Genomic DNA, 18,916 nt, shown 5'->3' with positions numbered 1-18,916 from the left:
CCCGTCCCTAAGGAGGCCCTCTCTCAGGAGGCACTCCCTTTCGCGGTGATCGCTTGGTAGCCTCCGTCCCGTGCTTCCCGCGCGTCGTCGTCCGCAGGCCGGGCGCGGCGGTCCCTCGTGATGGTGCGTCAGGTGATACGCCGGGCCGCCACGGTCACCGGGCGACCCCCGCGCGGAACTCCCGTTCCCCGCGAGGAGGGCCGCCTGCGCGCGGTCGTGGCGGCCTACGCGATTTCCTCCTACGGCAACTGCCTCAACCTCATCGCCCTGAGCCTGTTCGTCTACGCGGTCACCGGCAGCGGCCTCGGCCTGGGACTGCTGATGGCCCTTCGGCTGTTCGCCGGTCTGCTGGCCGGGCTCGGCGCCGGTACGCTGGCCGCCCGGATCGGCCGCCGACGCATGATGATCACGGCGGACCTGTGCCAGGCCGCGGCCATGGCGACCCTGGTCGTCCACGGCCGCGCGGTGCCCGTCTGGCTGCTCGCCCTCGTGGTGAGCGTCCTCGGCGCCGGCACCACCTTCTTCAACGTGGCCCTGCGCAGCGCGATCCCGGTGATCGTGGGCGCCGAGGCGCGGGTGCGGGCCAACGGCCGTCTGGTGACGGCGCGTTCCCTCGCCACCGTGGCCGGGTTCGCCTCCGCCGCGCCCGTCGTGGGCTTCGCCGGCCACGGTGCCGCGTTCGCCGTGAACGGGGTCACCTTCCTGGTGTCGGCCGCGGTCATGCTCCGCCTCCGCGTACGGACCGAGGAGACGGGGGAGAGAGGAGAGGCGGGGGAGACCCGGGAGACCCCGTCGACCGGGCGGGCGGCCGAGGAGGGCGGGGAAGCCGGGGAACGCGCGCGGCACGGCGGGACCGACGCCGGCGAGGCGGCGGGGACCGCCGGGCGGCGGCCGGAGTCCGCGACCCTCCTGCGGGTCATGACCGCCGTGCCCGCCCTGCTGCTCGGCATGGTCGTGCTCCGCGGCGTCGACGCCCTGGCCTCCGCCTCGCACAACGTCGCCCTGCCCCTCGTCGCCGAGCTCCGCACGCCCGGGAACCCCGCCCTCTTCATGACCCAGTTCTGGGCGTCCTGGGCCGCCGGCACCCTCGTGGCCCACCAGATCCTGAAACGCCGTCAGGCAGCCGTCGCCGAAGGGCACGGCGGCACCCTGGCTTTCGCCCTCGGCACCTGCGCGATGTCCGTGAGCTTCGTCCTGGCCTTCACCGGCCCCGCGCCCCTCCTGCTGACCGTGGTCGCCGGACTCGCGGGCCTCGCGGACGGGATCACCGAGATCGTCTACACCTCCCGCCTCCAGGCGGCGCCCGACCGCGAGCGCAGCCGCCTCTTCGGCCTGTCCGCGACGGCCGAGACCTCCGGATTCACCCTCGGCACGGTCGGCGCCGCGGCCGCCCTGGAGGCATGGCCCGCCCTCGCGGTCGTGGGCCTCTTCCACGGCCTGGCCTGCTGCGGCGCACTGATCCTGCTGATCGCCGCGACCGCCGCCCGCCGCCGCGCCGACCGCCCGCGCGACCGAGCCGGACACATGACCTGACCATCCGTACGACCCCGACCCCGACCCCGACCCCGACCCCGACGCCGACGCCGACGCACGAGGAGAGCCGACCCATGGAGCGAGCGCCCGGCCATGCCCTGTACCGAGGGCCGGAGCTGGAGTTCACCGACGACGACGCACCGCACGCCGTCGCCGCTCTCCTCCGCGCGGCGGAACGCCACCCCGAGGCCGGGGTGGTCATCGCCGAGGACGACGGCCGCACCCGGACCCTGCCCTATCCCGAACTGCTGTCCCAGGCCCGCCGCATGCTGACCGGACTGCGCCGACAGGGCCTGCGCCCCGGCACGGACGTCGTCCTCTGCGGCCTGCCGCTGACCACCTTCTTCCCCGCCGTCTGGGCCTGCCTGCTCGGCGGCGCCCGGCCCGCGCTCATCGCCGAACGCGCCGCACCCGGTTCGCCCACCCTCGAACGCCTGCGCCACACCTGCGCGTTGCTGGACGGTCCGCTCGTCCTCACCGACCGGGCGGGCGCCGCGTCGCTGGCCACGACCGCCCCCGACCTGCGGACCGTGGTCGCCGAGGCCGCCGACGCGGACCCCGAGGGCCGCGACGACCCCGAGGACGGTGTCGTGGAGCCCGAGGGCTCCGCCGTCGCCCTGCTCATGCTCTCCTCCGGCAGCACCGGCGCGCCCAAGGCGGCCCGGCTCACCCACGCCGGACTCGCCGAGTTCGCCGCCAGCACGCGCCGGATCCTCGGCGTACGGCCGGGCGACACGACCATGAACTGGCTCCCGCTGGACCACAGCGGAGCCTTCCTGCTCTCCCATGTCCTCGCGGTGTTCGCCGGCTGCACCAATGTGCACGCCCGCACCGACGACGTCCTCGCCGCGCCGCTGCGGTGGCTCGACCTCCTCGACGAGCACCGGGCGAACCATAGCTGGGCACCCGCCTTCGCGTACCGGATGGTCGCCGAGGCGGTCGCGGAGAACCCCGACCGCACCTGGGACCTGCGCGGCATACGGACCCTGCTGTGCGGCGGCGAGCAGATACCCCTGCCGGTGATGCGCGCGTTCCTCGGCGCCCTGGCACCGTACGGCGTCCGCGAGGAACACATCGTCCCCGCCTGGGGCATGGCGGAGACGGTCACCGCCATCACGTACGGGCGGCTCGACCGCCCGGGCTCCGTGCACCGCGTCCGCAAGGACAGCCTCGGCGGCGCCCTCGTCACCGCCGACGCGCGCACGCCCGAGCGGGACGTGCTGACCTTCGTGTCCGTCGGGGCACCCGCGCACCGCACGGAGGTCCGCGTCGTCGACGGGCGGGGCGAGCCGCTCCCGGAGCGGCGGGTCGGCGCGCTCCAGGTGCGGTGCGCGGCTCGGATCACGCCCGGGTACGTGCGCGATCCCGAGGCCGACCGCGCCGCGTTCCCCGCCGGCCGGGACTGGCTCGCCACCGGCGACCTGGCCTTCCTCGCGGACGGCCAGGTGACGATCACCGGCCGCAGCAAGGACCTGATCATCGTGAACGGGCACAACGTACTCTGCCACGAGGTCGAGGACATCGCGGCCACCGTCCCCGGCACCCGCGCGGGCGCGGTCGCCGCCTGCGGCGTGCCGGACCCGGACTCCGGGAGCGAGTGGCTCGTCGTGTTCTTCGTCGGCTCGGGCCGCCCGGACACCGACCGGGACATCGCCGCCGGCGTCAAGACGGCCGTCTTCGCGGGCCTGCGGCTCACCGTCGCCCGAGCCGTCCCCGTCCCGGAGGCCGACTTCCCGCGCACACCTGCGGGGAAGATCCGGCGCGCGGAGCTGCGCGACCGCCTGCTCGCCGGCGCGTTCGACGCCGCGCCCGCCCCCGATCCCGTCCCCGCCCCCGATCCCGTCCCCGCCCTCGATCCCGGCCTCGCCTCTGTCCCCGTCCCCGCCCCGGATGCGGAAGCGGACGCGGACGCCGTACGGGAAGAGGTACGGGAGGCGGTGGCCGCCCTGGTGGGGCGGCCGGTGGACACCACCACGCCGTTCTACGAGCTGGGCATGACCTCGCTGGCCCTCGGCCGGCTGCGGGGCCGTCTGGAGGAGCGCCTGGGCCGGGCCGTTCCCGTCACCGCCCCCTTCGAACACCCGACGATCGCCGCCCTCGCCGCCCACCTGGCGACCGCACCGCCCGCCACGGACGCCCGTCCGTCCTCGCTCCCGGCGCAGGTGCCCGTGCCGGCCGCGGACCACCGCATCGCGATCATCGGGCTGTCCGCCCGTCTCCCGGGAGCGCCCTCCGTCGACGCCTTCTGGGACAACCTCCGCCTCGGACGGGACGCCGTCAGCGTCTTCCCGCGCCGCAACGACATGCCGTCCCACGTGCCCGTGGGAGGCGTCCTCGACGACATCGAGGGCTTCGACGCGGAGTTCTTCGGCATGAACCCGAAGGAGGCCGGACTCACCGACCCCGCGCACCGGCTCTTCCTCGAATGCTGCCACGAGGCCCTGGAACAGGCCGGTCACGCCGCCCCGGCGCCCGGCACGCGCATCGGCGTGTTCGCCGGCAGCGGCATGAACCTGTACGACCACCAGAACACGGCCGGCCCGGTCCCGGACCCGGCCGCGGGCCCGTACGCGGATCCGGCCACCGGTCTGCTGACGGCCATAGGCCGGCAACCCGACTTCCTGGCCACGCGCGTCGCGTACCGACTCGGCCTCACCGGCCCGGCCATCGGTGTGCAGACCGCTTGCTCGACCTCCCTCGTCGCCGTCCACCTCGCCGCACAGTCCCTGCTCAGCGGCGACTGCGACCTGGCCGTGGCCGGCGCCGCGGCCGTCCACACGCCCCAGGACTCCGGCTACCACAGCCACCCCGGCTCCATCCTGTCCCCGACGGGCCGCTGCCGGGCCTTCGACGCGGACGCCGACGGCACCGTCGGCGGCAACGGCGTCGCCGCCGTCGTCCTCAAGCGGCTCGACCGGGCCCTCGCCGACGGCGACACCGTGCACGCCGTCATCCTGGGGTCGGCGGTCAACAACGACGGGGCGGGCAAGGCCGGGTTCAGCGCGCCGGGGCTCGCCGGCCAGGTCGACGTCGTACGGCAGGCCCTGCGCAGGGCGGCGGTCCCGCCGCACACCGTCACCTACGTGGAGGCGCACGGCACCGGCACCCAGCTCGGCGACCCGGTGGAGTTCGAGGCGCTGTCCCGGGCGTACGGGGCGGACACCGGGCACACCGGCTTCTGCACCCTGGGCTCGGTGAAGCCCGCCATCGGCCACCTGGACAGCGGCGCCGGCATGGCGGGACTGATCAAGACGGTGCTGATGCTCCGGCACCGCACCCTCGTCCCGACGCTCCACCTGAACCGCCCCAACCCCGCGCTCGCGCTCGACGGCAGCCCCTTCGTGCTCGGCACCCGGCTGCGGCCGTGGACCGCACCGCCCGGGACACCGCTGAGGGCCGGCGTCAGCGCCCTCGGAGTCGGCGGGACCAACGCCCATGTCATCCTGGAGGAAGCGCCGCCCCGCCGGACCCCCGCCGCCTCCCCGCACCCGGTGCTCGTGCCCGTCTCCGCCCGGGACCCCGAGGCCCTCACCGCCCTCACCGGCGCGCTGCGCCGCCATCTCCTCGACCACCCCGACACGGCCGCCGCCGACGTGGCCGCCACCCTCGCGCTCGGCCGGCCCCACCGCCCGCACCGCACCGCCGTCGTGGGACGCACGGCGGCGGAGCTCGCCGCGGCCCTGGAACGGGCCGCCCCCGACGGCCCCCCGCTGGGGCGACAGGGCTTCGCCTACCCCGGCCAGGGCAGCGCCCGCGCGGGCATGGCGCGCGAGATCCACGCCGCCCACCCCGAGGCGCGCCGCATCCTGGAGGCGTGCGAGCAGGTCTACGCCGAGGAGTTCGGCGGCAGCCTGCTGCCGCTGCTGCTCGACGAGGGCGCGGACCGCGCCCCGGGCCGTACGGTCTGGCCGACCTCGGTGGCCCAACCCGCCCTGTTCGCCCACCAGATGGCACTCACCGGCCTGTGGCGGGCGGTCGGCGTCCGGCCCGCCCTCGTCCTCGGTCACAGCGTCGGCGGGTACGCCGCGCTGTGCGCGGCCGGTGCCCTGTCCGTCGAGGACGGGCTCAGGATCACCGCCTGGCGCGGCCGGCTCATGGAACGGCACTGCCTGCCGGGCGGCATGCTGACGCTCCGCGCCGACCTGGCGACCGCGCGGCGCGTCGCCGAGGCGTCCGGAACCGAACTGGCCGCGGTCAACGGGCCCCGCTCCCACGTCCTGTCGGGCGCGCCGGACGCACTGGCGGAAGCCGGCCGCCTCCTGGACGCCGAGGGCGTGCCCTGGCGGGAGACGGCGGTCGACCGGGCCTTCCACTCGCGTCACCTCGACGCCGTGCTCCCCGAACTGAGGGCACGGGTCGAGGAGCTGGAGCTCCGCCCGCTGAACCTTCCGCTGGTCAGCACGCTGGACGGCGCCGTCCGCCCGGCCGGCTGGACGGCCGACGCCGACCACCTGGTCCGGCAGGCGCGCGAGCCCGTCCGCTTCGACCTGGCCGTCGCCACGGCCGCGGCCGAGGGCTGCGCGGACTTCCTGGAGATGGGCACGGGCGAGGTGCTGACCCGCATCGGGCGGCACTGCCTGCCGGACAGCCGCTGGCTGCCCGGCCAGGGCGCCGCCGCCGGCGAGCAGTGGCGGGGCTTCCTCGACTCGCTCGGCGAGCGGTACCGGCGCGGCGCGGAGATCGACTGGTCCCAGGTGACCGGTGGGGGAGGACGCGTCCCGCTGCCCGGGCACCCCCTGCGCCGTCGCCGCTTCCCGCTGCCGACGACGACACCGCCCGCACCGGCCGCCGCACCGGCCCCGGCCCCGGCCGCCCGCGCCTCGGTCCCGACTGCGGCACCTGAGCTGGTGGCGCGGACGGTGCGTACCTCACGCGACGAAATAACGGACTCCATACGGGAGTTGGCCGCGGACAAGCTGGGCGTCGACCCGGCGGACGTGGCCCCCGACCACTCGTTCTTCGCCCTCGGGGCCGACTCCCTGGCTCTGATGGGCCTGACCGCCGAGCTGGAGCGCCGCCACGGGGTACGGGTGCCCGTCCGGGAGCTGTTCTCCGACGCCGACACCCCGCGCGCCCTCGCCGACCTCGTCGTACGGCTCCGGGGCGACGCGCCCACGGATCCCGAGCGCCGGCCCGGGGCGGAGACCGGGGCCGGGTCCGGGGTCGAGCCCGAGATCGAGCTCACAACGGTGCCGACGCCTCTGGCGGAGACGGGCGAGGGCGACCTGCGGGAGGTGGTGGCGCAGCAGCTCCGGGTCACCGAGCGGCTCGTCGACCGGATGACCAGCCTGATGCACCGTCAACTGGACCTGCTGACCGGGACGCCGCCCGCAGCCGCGCCCGCAGCCACGCCCTCGGCTCCGGCCCCGGCGCGGGTCCCGGCCCCGGCGCGGGTCCCGGTCCCGGCGCCGGCTCCGGCCCCGGCGCGGGTCCCGGCGGTGCCGGTCCCGGCCCCGAGCCCGCAGTCGTCCCCGCGACCGGTCACGCCCTCCCAACCGCCCTCGGTCGCCTGCGACTTCAGCCTCTACTTCTTCGGCGACTATCCCGACACCGGCACCGCCGACACCTACGGTCTGATCCTGGAGGCCACGGAGTACGCCGACCGGCACGGTTTCCACGCCGTGTGGTTCCCGGAGCGGCACTTCGACTCGTTCGGCGCGCCCTTCCCCAATCCCTCCGTCCTCGCCGCCGCCCTCGCGACTCGCACCCGCCGCATCCGGCTCCACGCGGGCTCCGTCGTCCTTCCGCTCCACCACCCGGTCCGGGTCGCCGAGGAGTGGTCCGTCGTGGACAACCTCTCGGGCGGCCGGGTGGGGCTCTGCTTCGCGAGCGGCTGGCACGCCAGGGACTTCGCGCTCGCCCCGGAGAACTTCGGCTCCCACCGCGAGGTGATGTACGAGCGTCTGGAGGCCGTCCGTACGCTCTGGTCCGGGCGGCCGGTCACCCTGACGGGCGGAGACGGTGACCCCGTCGAGATCAGGCTCCAGCCCCAGCCGGTCCAGGAACGGCCGCCGCTCTACGTCGCCGTCGTGGGCAACCCCGACAGCTACCGCCGGGCCGGCGCCGAGGGACTCGGCGTCGTCACCAACCTCATGGCGCAGTCGGTCGAGCAACTGGCCGAGAACATCGCGCTCTACCGACGCGCCCGGGCCGAGCACGGCCATGACCCCGCCACCGGCCGGGTCGTGGTCCTCGTCCACACCTACCTCGCCGAGGACGCCGAGACGGCGCGGACGGAGGCGTACCGGCCCTTCGTCTCGTACCTCCGCTCCTCGCTCGCCCTCTTCGACCAGGTCACCAACAGCCTCGGCTTCGAGGTCGACCTGGCCAACACCCCCGAGGAGGACGTGGAGTTCCTGCTCGGTCGCGCCTATGAGAGCTACTGCGCCTCGCGTGCGCTCATCGGCGACACCGAGTCCGTCGCCGGGACCGTACGACGGCTGACCGAGGCCGGCGTGGACGAGATCGCCTGCTTCGTGGACTTCGGCGTCCCCGCGGACAAGGTCCTCGCCGGACTGCCCGCCATCGACGCCCTCCGCGCGCACACGGCCGCCGGTGCCGGTGCCGGTGCCGGTGCCGGCACCCCGGCCGTCACCGGCCGTGCGCCGCACCCGCCCCGTACCGTCTCCGAGGCACCGACACCGGCATCGGCCCCGGCACCGCAACCGGCACCGACACCCGCCCTGCCCGCCGCCGGCGGAGGCGAACTGGCGCCCCCTGAACGGCGGATCTGGCTCGTGGAGCAGATGTACCCCGGCACCGGCATGTACCACGAGCCGAAGGCGATCCGGCTGGACGGCCCGCTGGACGTCGAGCGGCTGCGGTGGGCGCTGCGGTGCACGGTGGCCGGCCAGCCCGCCCTGCGCACGGTCTTCGCCACCGTCGACGGCGACCCGGTGCGGCGGATCCACGACAGCGTCGAGGCGGACTGTCCGGTGGAGGACCACACCGGCTCGACCGAGGCGGAGGCGCTGGCCGCCGCCCTCGCGGGGGCGGCGGGGACGGTCTTCGATCTGGCGGCGGGGCCGCTGTTCTCGTGCCGGCTGCTGCGTCTCGCGGACGACCGGCACATCCTCTTCCTCCTCGCCCATCACATCGTCTTCGACTCCTCGTCCACCGTGGTCTTCACGCGCGAGCTCGCCGCCCACTACCGCGCCGGGCCGCACGGCGCTCCGGCGCTCCGCCCGCCGGCGGCTTGGCCGGCCGCCCGGAACGGCGCCGCCGGCACCGCCGTCACCCCCGAACGCCGGGCGGAAGTCCTCGACTTCTGGCGGCGCGAGCTCGCCGGCGCGCGGGACGTGACCCTGCCCTCGGACCGGGAGCGCCCGGCCGTGCGGTCCGGACGGGGCGCGAGCCTCACCCATGCCCTCGACGCGCGGCTCACCTCCGCCCTGAAGGAGTTCGCGGCCGGCCGGCGCTCCACGCTGTTCATGGTGCTGACCGCCGCCATCGGCGCCGTCCTCGGCCGGTTCGGCGGGCACGACGACATCGTCCTCGGCACGGCCGTGGCGGCCCGGCCGGAGGGCGCCGAGGACGAGATCGGGCTGTTCCTCGACACGGTGGCGCTCCGGGTGGAGCTGTCCGGCGACCCGGACTTCACGGAGCTGCTGCGCCGGGTCAAGGAGCGCAGCACCGCCGCGTACGAACACCGGGACGTGCCCTTCGACGAGCTCGTCTCCGCGCTCAACCCGCGGCGCGACCCGAGCCGCAACCCGCTGTTCCAGGTGATGGTGGAGTACGAGAACGAGGGCCGGGTGGACTTCGACCCGCCCGGCCTCACCGCGACGCTCGTCGACGTGCCGTCCGCGCGCGCGCCCTTCGACCTCGGCGTCTATCTGACCCACCACAGCGACGGCCTCCGGTTCATGACCGAGTACGACACCGACCTGTTCGCCGAGGCCGACGTGCGCCGCTTCGTGGACTACGTGGAGCGGCTGCTGCGGCGGATCCTCGCCGACCCCGGCGCGCCGCTCTCCGCGCTGACCGCGCTCACCGACACCGACCGGGCGGAGCTGGCACGCCTGGGGCGGACGGACGAGCCCCTGCCGGTCGTCACCGAGACCCTCCACGGACTGTTCGAGGCCCAGGCGCGGCGGTCACCGGACGCCGTCGCGCTGGTGTCCGACGCCGACGGCCGGCAGACCACCTACGCGGAGCTCGCCCGCGCCGCCGACCGCCTCGCCGGTCGGCTCCGCGCGCGGGGCGCGGGGCGCGGCGCACGCGTCGCGGTGGTGCTCCCGCGCGGGCCCGAGCTGATCACGGCGCTGCTCGCGGTCCTGAAGAGCGGGGCGGCCTACCTCCCGGTCGACGTGTCCCTGCCCGGTCCGCGAGTCGAAGGGCTCCTCACCGACGGCCGCCCCGTGCTGGTCCTGACCGACGAGGCCACCACGGCCCGCCACCCCGCGCTGGCCCGAGAAGGGGCAGGGTGGCAGGTCCTCACCCTCGGCCGGACCGCCGAGGAGACCACCGAGGAGACCGCCACGGAGGAGGACCCCGGCCTCCCGGCCGCCTCTCCCGACCCCGCTCCCGCCTCCGTCCACGCCGACGACCCGGCGTACTGCATCTACACCTCCGGCTCCACCGGCCGGCCCAAGGGCGTCGTCGTACCCCACCGGGGGCCCGTCAACATGGTGCTGCGGCACCTGGAGGAGCATCCGGCGCCGCTCCGGACCCTGCAGTGGACCTCGCCCTCCTTCGACGTCAGCGTCCAGGAGATCTTCACCACCCTCGCCGCCGGCGCGGCCCTCGTGCTCGTCGACGACGAACTGCGACAGGACCCCGCCGCCCTGGTGGGTGCCGCCCGGCGCCACGGCGTGCAGCGGATGTTCCTGCCCTGCACCCCGCTCACGTACCTCATGGAGACCGGGCCGCGACTGCCCGCCCTGCGCGAGCTGTTCTCGGCGGGGGAGGCCCTCCGTCTGACCCCCGCGTTCCTCGACTTCCTCGCACGTCACCCGGACTGCGTCCTGCACAACCAGTACGGGCCGACCGAGACCTCCGTGATCGTCACCTCCCACCGGGTGGACCCCGCCCGGGGCACCCGGCCGCCCATCGGCGCGCCGCTGCCCGGCGTACGCATCACCCTGCGCGACGCGAGCGGCGCCGAGGTGCCGAGGGGCGCGACCGGCGAGATCCACGTGGGCGGGGTGGCCGTGTCGTACGGGTATCACCGGCGGCCCGAGGAGACGGCCGCGGCCTTCCTGACCACCCCGACCGGCGAGACGGTCTACCGCACGGGCGATCTGGCCCGCTGGCGGAACGACGGAACCCTCGAGTTCCTCGGCCGCGTCGACGACCAGGTCAAGATCCGCGGGTACCGGGTCGAACCGGCCGAGGTGCGGGAGGCGTTGCGGCGACGGCCCGGCGTCCGCGACGCCGTGGTGGTGCCGCGCCGCAACCGGCACGGCGACACGGAACTCGTCGCCTACCTGACGCCCACCGCACCGGGGCTCCCGGCCGGGGCGCACGGCGACGGCACCGAAGCGCTCCGGGCCGACCTGGCCGCCGAACTGCCCGACCACCTCGTGCCCCGGCAGTGGGTGTGGCTCGACCGGCTCCCGGTCGGCACGTCCGGGAAGCTGGACCGCGGCCGGCTCCCCGCGCCCGAGGAGACCCCCGCCGCCGCCCTCGCCGCCTCCCCGGCGGCCGCCGGGGACGACGAGCCGGCCACCGGCACCGAGAAGGCCCTGCACGAGCTGTGGTGCGACGAACTGGGGCTGCGCACCGTCCCGGTGACGCGCTCGTTCTTCGCGCTCGGCGGCCACTCGCTCAGCGCCGTACGGCTCGTCAACCGGATGACCGCCGAACATGGCGTCGCCCTGTCCATGGCGGACTTCTTCCGCGCCCCCACCCTCCGGGCCGTCGCCCGCCTCATCGACCCCGAGGAGGCCGAGGACGCCGAGGAGCTCAGGGCTCCTGCCCCGCTCACCGCCCCCGTCCCCGCCCGGCCGGCCGGGCTCGTCCCCATGCCGGCCACCCTGCGCCGGCTCTGGCGCCGCCACCACGAGCGCACCGACCCCGCCGTCTACAACGTCGTCCACCGCGTCGACCTCGACGGCGCGCTGGACCCGGAGGCGCTCACCCGGGCGCTCGACGCCCTCGTACGCCGCCACGACGCCCTGCGCGGCCGGGGCGTGGCACGGGACGGCGAGCTCTTCGTCGAGACCCTGGCCGAGCTGCCCGTCGACGTGCCCCTCGACGACCTGAGGTCGCTCGGCCCGGCGGCCGTCGAGCGGTGGTGCCGGGACGAGGCGGAGCGGCCCTTCCGGATGGACCGGGCGCCGCTCTTCCGCTTCCGCCTCGGCAGGACGGCCGAGGACCGGTGGGTGCTGATGGTCGTCCTGCACCACGCCGTCTGCGACGGCTGGTCGATGGGCCTCCTGTGGAACGACCTCGGGCGCCTGTACGAGGACGGCGGGGCAAGTCCCGCCGCCGAGCCGGGCGGCACAAGCCCCGCCGTACCCGGCCTGCGCCCCGCGCCCGGAGCGCTCACCCCGCGCCCCGCGCCCGGAGTGCTCACCCCGCCCGGCGAGTCCGCCGCGCTCACCCCGCCCGCCGCCCAGTTCACCGACTTCGCCCGCTGGGAGGCGGAACAACTCGGCGGACCGCGCCGGGCCCGCCTGGAGGACTTCTGGCGCGCCGAACTCGCCGACGTACCCCTGCATCCGCGGTTGCCGTACGACCGGCCCCGGCCCGCGACGCTCTCCGGGCGGGGAGCCCTGCACCGGCACGTCGTCGAAGGACCTGTACCGGACCGGGTCGCCGAGGTCGCCGCCCGACTCGGCACCACGCCCTACACGGTGCTCGCCGCGGCCTTCGCCACCTGGGCCGCCCGGCACGGCGACTCCGCCGCCGACGTGGTCCTCGCGGCCTCCAGCGCCAACCGGGCCGGGCGGCGCGCGCACGAGGAGATCGTCGGCCTTCTGGGGGACGCCGTCCTCCTGCGGGCCCGCCTCTCCTCGGCCGAGACCTTCGCGGACCTCGTCACCGACCTCGGCGGCCGGCTCTTCGACGCACTCGACCACCAGGCCCTGCCGCTGGACGAGGTCGTGCGTCTCGTCGCGCCCGAGGCGGCGGACGGACTCTTCCCGAGGGTGCTGTTCACCGTCGTCACCACCCCGGCGCCGGCCCTGCGCCTGGGCCGGGTCTGCGCCACCGTCACCTCCCTCCCGGTCGGGGGCGCCGCCCGCAACGAGCTCTATGTCGTCCTCGTACCCCGCCCGGGATCCCTCGCGGTCACCTTCGAGTACTCCACCGACCTCTTCGACGCCGCCACGATCAGCCGCTGGACGGAGGAGTTCGTCCGGCTCCTCGCGACCGCCACCGCCGACCCGGACACACCGCTGTCGGTGCTGACCGGACGGCCCCCGCTCTCGGAAAGGCCCCCGCGCCCCGGCCGGCCGACATGAGCCGCTGACCGGCACGCGGCCGGCCGACCCGGGCGCACACCACGACCTCGAATACACCCGCGCCCTGACGGAGGCGACATCCTCCAGTCCCCGGCCGCCCCAGCCGTCCCAGACGCCTCGGGCGGTCAGCGGCGGTCGAGGGGGCCCCACGCACCCGTCTGGCGTGCGATCTCCTCTTCCGCCTGGGTGATGACCTCCTCGGCGACCCAGCCCAGAGGCTGGACGTCCCGCACGAGGGGCTCGTTGTCCGGGCCGCGGGCGGCCTCCCGCCCGTGGAGCAACCAGGGCCGCACCCGACCGTCCCTGATGCGGGGGAGGTGCGAGTAGTCGTAGAGGCGGCGGGCCGCCCAGGTGCGCAGCGACCGGTCGCCCCACCAGTCCTCGACGTCCAGGGGATTCGCGGACAGACCCGGGAGCTCCACTCCGGTCAGCGCGTCGCGGCTCCGGGTGCCCGTGAGGTCCACCTGCGGTCCCAGCGACCACCGGACGTACAGGCCGCGCCGTGCGGCCATCAGCCGGGTGAGTTCGTCCAAGGATGCGATGGTCGCCATCGAGGCGCGGTCGTGCTGATGCATGCACGGCGGCTACCCCCGTCACCCGGCCGCTATCCCATGCCGGGGTACGGACGCGGTGGGTCGCCCCGGGGGGCGTTAGTGAGAACGGCGCGCGGGGTAGCGGCGGAGGCGGACACCTCCCCGGAGACGCGAGGAGTCGCCATGGTGACCACACCGACCTCACCGACCTCACCGACTTCACCGACCTCGCCGACCACACCGGTGTACGGCCGAGGGCCGCGCGCCCTGCTCCCCACCGTGGGCCGTCTGGTGGAACGGGTCGCGGCGCGCCGCTCGGCCCCGGCCCTGCACCCCCACGGAGTCGGCTGCGCCGCCACGCTGCGGATCCGTCCCGCGGGGCGCCCGTGGGGCGTCCCGTGGCTGGACCGGCACGCGGAGTACGAGGTCCGGATGCGGTGGTCGCGCGCCCTGGGGCTCCCCGGGAGACTGCCCGACGGGCTGGGCATCGCCCTGCGCGTCCAGGACGCCGACGGTTCGGGCCGTCCGCTCGACCTGCTGTTCACCAGCAGCGGGGGCGGGTCCCTCACCCGGCACGTACCCCTGCCGCGCCTCGACGCGCTCGCCGGGCCGTACTCCGCCCTCGTGTCCTACCGCGTCGGTGACCGGACGGCCCTGCCGGCCCTCTGGCCCGAGAGGACGGACTCCGGGCGCCCGGCCCTGCCCGGTGATCTCGCGAGCCTGCGCCGGGCCCTCACGGCGGGCCCGCTCGCCTTCACGCTCGGCGCGGCCGAGCCCGGACAGCCCTGGCGGGCGCTCGGCACGCTCACCACCGGCACGCCGGAGGAACCGGAGGACCCGGACTACGACGCGTACGACCCGTATCTCCACCCTCTGCCGGATCTGCGCCCCACCGCTCGCCTGAGCCGCCTGCGCGAGGTCGCCTACGCGGCCTCCCGGGCCGGACGAGGGGCGTCCGTCCCGGGGGAAGACTGACCCGCCCGGCGCCAGCCGCTATCTTCCCGATATCGAGGCTCCGTTCGACGGCGTCGAGACCGACGGCCGCGGTCCGGCCGGCCCGGACACCACACGTCAGGAAGATCATGCTGAACCTGTCGGTCCTGCTCGAGGACTCCGCCCGTACCTACCCGGACCGCGACGCCCTGGTCCTCGGCCCGACCCGGCTGACGTACGCCCAGGTCGACGCCGCCGCCAACCAGGTCGCCAACCTGCTCGTCGAGCGCGGTGTCGCCCCCGGCGACAAGGTGGCCCTGAGCTGTCCGAACCTGCCGTACTTCCCGATCGTCTACTACGGCATCCTCAAGGCCGGCGCGGTCGTCGTGCCGCTCAACGTGCTGCTGAAGAGCCGCGAGATCGCCTACCACCTCGAAGACGCCGACGTGACGGCGTACTTCTGCTTCGAGGGCACCCCGGAGCTGCCGATGGGCGCCCAGGGCTTCGCCGCGTTCAACGAGGTCGCGGCGGCCCGGCACTTCTTCCTGATCACCGCCGACCCGGCCGCGCCGAGCCCGATCGAGGGCGCCGAGACCCTGGGCGCCGCGCTCGCCGGCCGCAGCCCCGACTTCGACCCCGTCGTCACCGAGGCCACCGACACCGCGATCATCCTCTACACCTCGGGCACCACCGGCCGGGCCAAGGGCGCCGAACTGTCCCACGCGAACACGATGATGAACGTGATGGCCTGCAACCGGGTCTTCGGGAGCGCGCCCGCGACTGACAGCCACGTGCTCTGCCTGCCGCTGTTCCACACCTTCGGCGCGACCGTGCAGATGCACGCGGGATTCTCGATGGCCGCCACCCTCCACCTCGTGCCGCGCTTCGACGCCGAGCAGGTCGTGCGGCTGATGAACACCGAGACCATCACCTTCTTCGCCGGTGTCCCCACGATGTGGTGGGGCCTGTTGTCGGCGCTCACCGAGGACATCGACGTCGACCGGATCGCCGGGAACCTGCGCATCGGCGTGTCGGGCGGCGCCAGCCTCCCCGTCGAGATCATCAGCCAGGTCCGGGAGCGGCTGCACGTCCAGATCCTGGAGGGCTACGGACTCTCCGAGACCAGTCCGGTGGTGACCTTCAGCGACCCGGACCGCGAGCCCCGGCCCGGATCCATCGGCGTACCGCTGTGGGGCGTGCGGGTGAAGCTGGTCCACGACGACTGGTCCGAGGTGAAGGGGACCGGCGAGATCGGCGAGATCGCCGTCAAGGGCCACAACGTCATGAAGGGCTACTACGGGCGTCCCGAGGCCACCGCCGAGGTCATGCGGGACGGCTGGTTCCGCACCGGCGACCTGGCCCGCCGGGACGAGGACGGCTTCTACTACATCGTCGACCGCTCCAAGGACATGATCATCCGGGGCGGTTTCAACGTGTACCCGCGCGAGATCGAGGACGTGCTGATGACGCACCCCGCGGTCAGCCTGGCCGCCGTCGTGGGCGTGCCGCACCCGAGCCACGGCGAGGAGGTCAAGGCGTTCGTCATCCTGAACGCCGGCGCCGAGATCACGCCCGACGAGCTGGTCGCCTGGGGCCGGGAGCAGATGGCCGGCCACAAGTACCCGCGCCTCGTGGAGATCGTCGACACCCTGCCCATGACCGCCACCGGCAAGATCCTCAAGCGCGAACTCGGCCGCTGACCCGCCGTCCGCCCGCCCGCCGCGAGACCTCCCCGCACCCCTGTGTGGTAGTGTCACGCGTTTGCGTGGTCGTCGCGGTGGGCGATTCCGCCCGTACGGTTTCCGCCGGTGTGCGGGCCGTTCGAAGCCCGCCGGGCCTTCCTCGGTACGTTCCCCTGCGGAAGGCTCTTCATGAAGCACCCCGATGACTCCACCACCGGCGCCACCGCCGGCACCTTCGCCGGCCTGCCGGCGGAGGTGCTGCGGACGCTGGGCGAACGCGGGGTGCGCGAACCCTTTCCGATCCAGGCCGCCACGCTGCCCGATGCCCTGGAGGGCCGGGACGTCCTCGGCTGCGGGCGCACCGGATCCGGCAAGACCCTCGCCTTCGGCCTGCCGCTGCTGACGCGTACGGCCGGACGGCGCGCCGAACCGAAGCAGCCCCTCGCCCTGATCCTGGTGCCCACCCGGGAGCTGGCCCAGCAGGTCACCGAAGCGCTGGCGCCGTACGCCGAGGCACTGCGGCTGCGGATGGCCGCGGTCGTCGGCGGCATGTCGATCGGCCGCCAGGTCGCCGCCCTGCGCGAGGGCGCCGAGGTGGTCGTCGCCACCCCCGGCCGCCTGCACGACCTGATCGAGCGCAAGGCATGCCGCCTGGGACGGGTCGGGATCACCGTCCTCGACGAGGCCGACCAGATGTGCGACCTGGGATTCCTGCCGCAGGTCGTCGACGCGCTCGACCAGGTGCACCCCGACGGCCAGCGGATGCTGTTCTCGGCCACGCTGGACGGGGACGTCGATAAGTTGGTCCACCGCTACCTCCACGACCCCGTCGTCCACTCGGTCGACCCGTCCGCGGGCGCCGTCACGACGATGGAGCACCACGTCCTGGTCGTCCACGGCCCCGACCGCTACGCCGTCACCACGGAGATCGCCGCCCGCGACGGCCGCGTCCTGCTCTTCCTGGACACCAAGCACGGCGTCGACCAGCTCACCCGCCATCTGCGGGCGAGCGGGGTGCACGCCGCGGCCCTGCACAGCGGCAAGTCCCAGCCCCAGCGCACCCGGACCCTGGCGCAGTTCAAGAACGGCCAGATCACCGTCCTGGTGGCGACCAACGTAGCGGCCCGCGGCCTGCACATCGACGACCTCGACCTCGTGGTCAACGTCGACCCGCCCACCGACCCCAAGGACTATGTGCACCGGGCCGGCCGCACCGCCCGCGCGGGTGCCTCGGGCCGCGTGGTCACGCTCGTGCTGTCGGGCCAGCGCCGCGAGACGAGCCGCGTCATGGCCGAGGCCGGCATCGAGCCGACCGTCACCAAGGTGCGCTCGGGCGAGGCGGAGCTGAGCCGGATCACCGGCGCCAAGTCGCCCTCCGGCACCCCGCTCGACGGCGGGCCCGCCGTCCCCCGCCCCAAGAACGCCAACGCTCCCTTCCGCGGCCTGGGCACCAGCAAGGACCCCTCCCGCGGCGCCGGCGGCAGATCCCGTAAGGCCGGAGAGGCCCGCAAGCTGGCCGAGGCCCGCAAGGCCGCCCTCGTGCGCCGCAACGGCTGAGATCCGCGGGGCCGTTGCGGCGCCGGCCCGGCCCGGCCCGGCCGGCGTGAAAGCATGACAAGCTGTGCCTGCCCGCCCACACCCGAACCCAGGAGGTCACCATGACCGCAGAGCCCGTAACGACGGAAGGTTCGGAGCCGGCCGACCCCGAGACGTCCGCCGTGGCGCCGGACGCCGACGGCAACTACGACCTCAAGCGCAAGTTCCGCGAAGCCCTGGCCCGCAAGCAGGGCGCGCAGACGGACGCGGCCGACGGCGCCGCCAACCCGAACGCGCCGAAGGTGCGCGCGGCCCACGGACCGGCCTCGAGCCAGCGCTCCTTCCGGCGCAAGAGCGGCGGCTGAGCCGGTCCCGGCGACCGGCCCCGCTGACCGGGCCGGGGACCGGGCCGGTGTGAGTCCCGGCACACCGGGTGCCCCCTGACCCGGGCATACGAACGGTTGTAGGCTCCTGACACGCCCTTGACCCGCACAACGCGGGCAGGGAGCAGACACATCTTGGGAGTCCCTCCGTGCTTCGCACCATGTTCAAGTCCAAGATCCATCGGGCCACCGTGACCCAGGCCGACCTCCACTACGTCGGGTCCGTCACGATCGACGCCGAACTGATGGAGGCCGCCGACCTGTTGCCCGGCGAGCTGGTCCACATCGTCGACATCGACAACGGGGCCCGCCTGGAGACGTACGTCATCGAGGGCGAGCGCGGCTCCGGCGTCATCGGGATCAACGGGGCGGCGGCCCATCTGGTGCACCCCGGCGACCTGGTGATCCTCATCAGCTACGCGCAGGTGACCGACGCGGAGGCGCGCGGCCTCGTGCCGCGCGTGGTCCACGTCGACGCCGACAACCGCATCGTGGAGCTCGGCGGCGACACCTCCGCCCCCGTGCCGGGCAGCGACACCGTCCGCCCGCCGCACGCGGTCCCCGCACAGACCTGACGGGGCGGGGCCGGTCCGACGGGGCCGACAGGGGCGCTCCGGCCGGCTCGGCGTCCGGCGCCACCCGAATGCGTGGGCCCTGCGCGCGGGGGCACACGGACCGGGTGAAGCTGGTGCCGAATCGTTCCCGACCGCTGGAGCACGCCATGACCCAGCCGCCCGTCCCCGACCCGCTGCCGCCGCCCACCCCGCCGGTGCCCCCGCCCGTACCGCCGCCCAGCCCCGTACCGCCGCCGAACCCGGCGCCCGTACCCGAGCCGGAACCCCAGCCGCAGCCGGGTCCCGCCGGACTGTGAGGCGCCGCCCCGGCGCCGGCGGTCCGGCGCCGACGGC

The 18,916-nt window shown here is 75.0% G+C and carries 9 protein-coding genes; 8 read left to right on the top strand and 1 reads right to left on the bottom strand.

The window, feature by feature from the left end:
• The first annotated feature begins 135 nt into the window (after positions 1-135).
• Together ABZ135_RS10020 and ABZ135_RS10015 are read left to right on the top strand one after the other, a co-directional pair.
• Positions 136-1,533 (top strand): MFS transporter, encoded by a 1,398-nt coding sequence (locus ABZ135_RS10020; protein ID WP_356693829.1) that lies wholly within the window; start codon positions 136-138, stop codon positions 1,531-1,533.
• 74 nt (positions 1,534-1,607) lie between these two features.
• Positions 1,608-12,941 (top strand): amino acid adenylation domain-containing protein, encoded by an 11,334-nt coding sequence (locus tag ABZ135_RS10015; protein WP_356693739.1) that lies wholly within the window; start codon positions 1,608-1,610, stop codon positions 12,939-12,941.
• A gap of 125 nt (positions 12,942-13,066) precedes the next feature.
• Here the strand turns inward: ABZ135_RS10015 and ABZ135_RS10010 are convergent, their stop codons facing one another.
• Positions 13,067-13,516: a DUF6098 family protein gene (locus ABZ135_RS10010; protein ID WP_356693737.1), complete on the bottom strand. Its 450-nt coding sequence runs from the start codon at positions 13,514-13,516 to the stop codon at positions 13,067-13,069.
• Between the two features lie 141 nt (positions 13,517-13,657).
• Between ABZ135_RS10010 and ABZ135_RS10005 the strand changes: the two genes are divergently transcribed.
• The 6 genes from ABZ135_RS10005 (at position 13,658) to ABZ135_RS09980 (ending at position 18,879) form a co-directional block, all read left to right on the top strand.
• Positions 13,658-14,449, top strand: coding sequence for a phosphodiesterase (locus tag ABZ135_RS10005; protein ID WP_356693735.1), 792 nt, complete (start codon positions 13,658-13,660; stop codon positions 14,447-14,449).
• Between the two features lie 107 nt (positions 14,450-14,556).
• Entirely contained in the window at positions 14,557-16,107 is a 1,551-nt protein-coding gene (locus tag ABZ135_RS10000; protein WP_356693733.1) for a long-chain fatty acid--CoA ligase, read from the top strand.
• A 171-nt stretch (positions 16,108-16,278) separates the two neighbouring features.
• The gene (locus ABZ135_RS09995; RefSeq protein ID WP_356693731.1) at positions 16,279-17,646 is read left to right on the top strand and encodes a DEAD/DEAH box helicase; all 1,368 of its coding nucleotides are present in this window, start codon (positions 16,279-16,281) and stop codon (positions 17,644-17,646) included.
• Positions 17,647-17,747: 101 nt separating this feature from the next.
• The gene (locus ABZ135_RS09990) at positions 17,748-17,990 is read left to right on the top strand and encodes a DUF5302 domain-containing protein (protein ID WP_356693729.1); all 243 of its coding nucleotides are present in this window, start codon (positions 17,748-17,750) and stop codon (positions 17,988-17,990) included.
• Positions 17,991-18,157: 167 nt separating this feature from the next.
• The gene (gene panD, locus ABZ135_RS09985) at positions 18,158-18,583 is read left to right on the top strand and encodes an aspartate 1-decarboxylase (protein WP_356693727.1); all 426 of its coding nucleotides are present in this window, start codon (positions 18,158-18,160) and stop codon (positions 18,581-18,583) included.
• Positions 18,584-18,729: 146 nt separating this feature from the next.
• On the top strand, positions 18,730-18,879 hold the full coding sequence (locus ABZ135_RS09980) for a hypothetical protein (protein ID WP_356693725.1): 150 nt from the start codon (positions 18,730-18,732) through the stop codon (positions 18,877-18,879).
• The last annotated feature ends 37 nt before the right edge of the window (positions 18,880-18,916 follow it).

The sequence above is a fragment of the Streptomyces sp. NPDC006339 genome, from assembly GCF_040612775.1.
Lineage (GTDB): Bacteria > Actinomycetota > Actinomycetes > Streptomycetales > Streptomycetaceae > Streptomyces.
The sequence above is the reverse complement of the archived record's forward strand: the minus strand, read 5'-3'. Positions and strand labels throughout refer to the sequence as shown.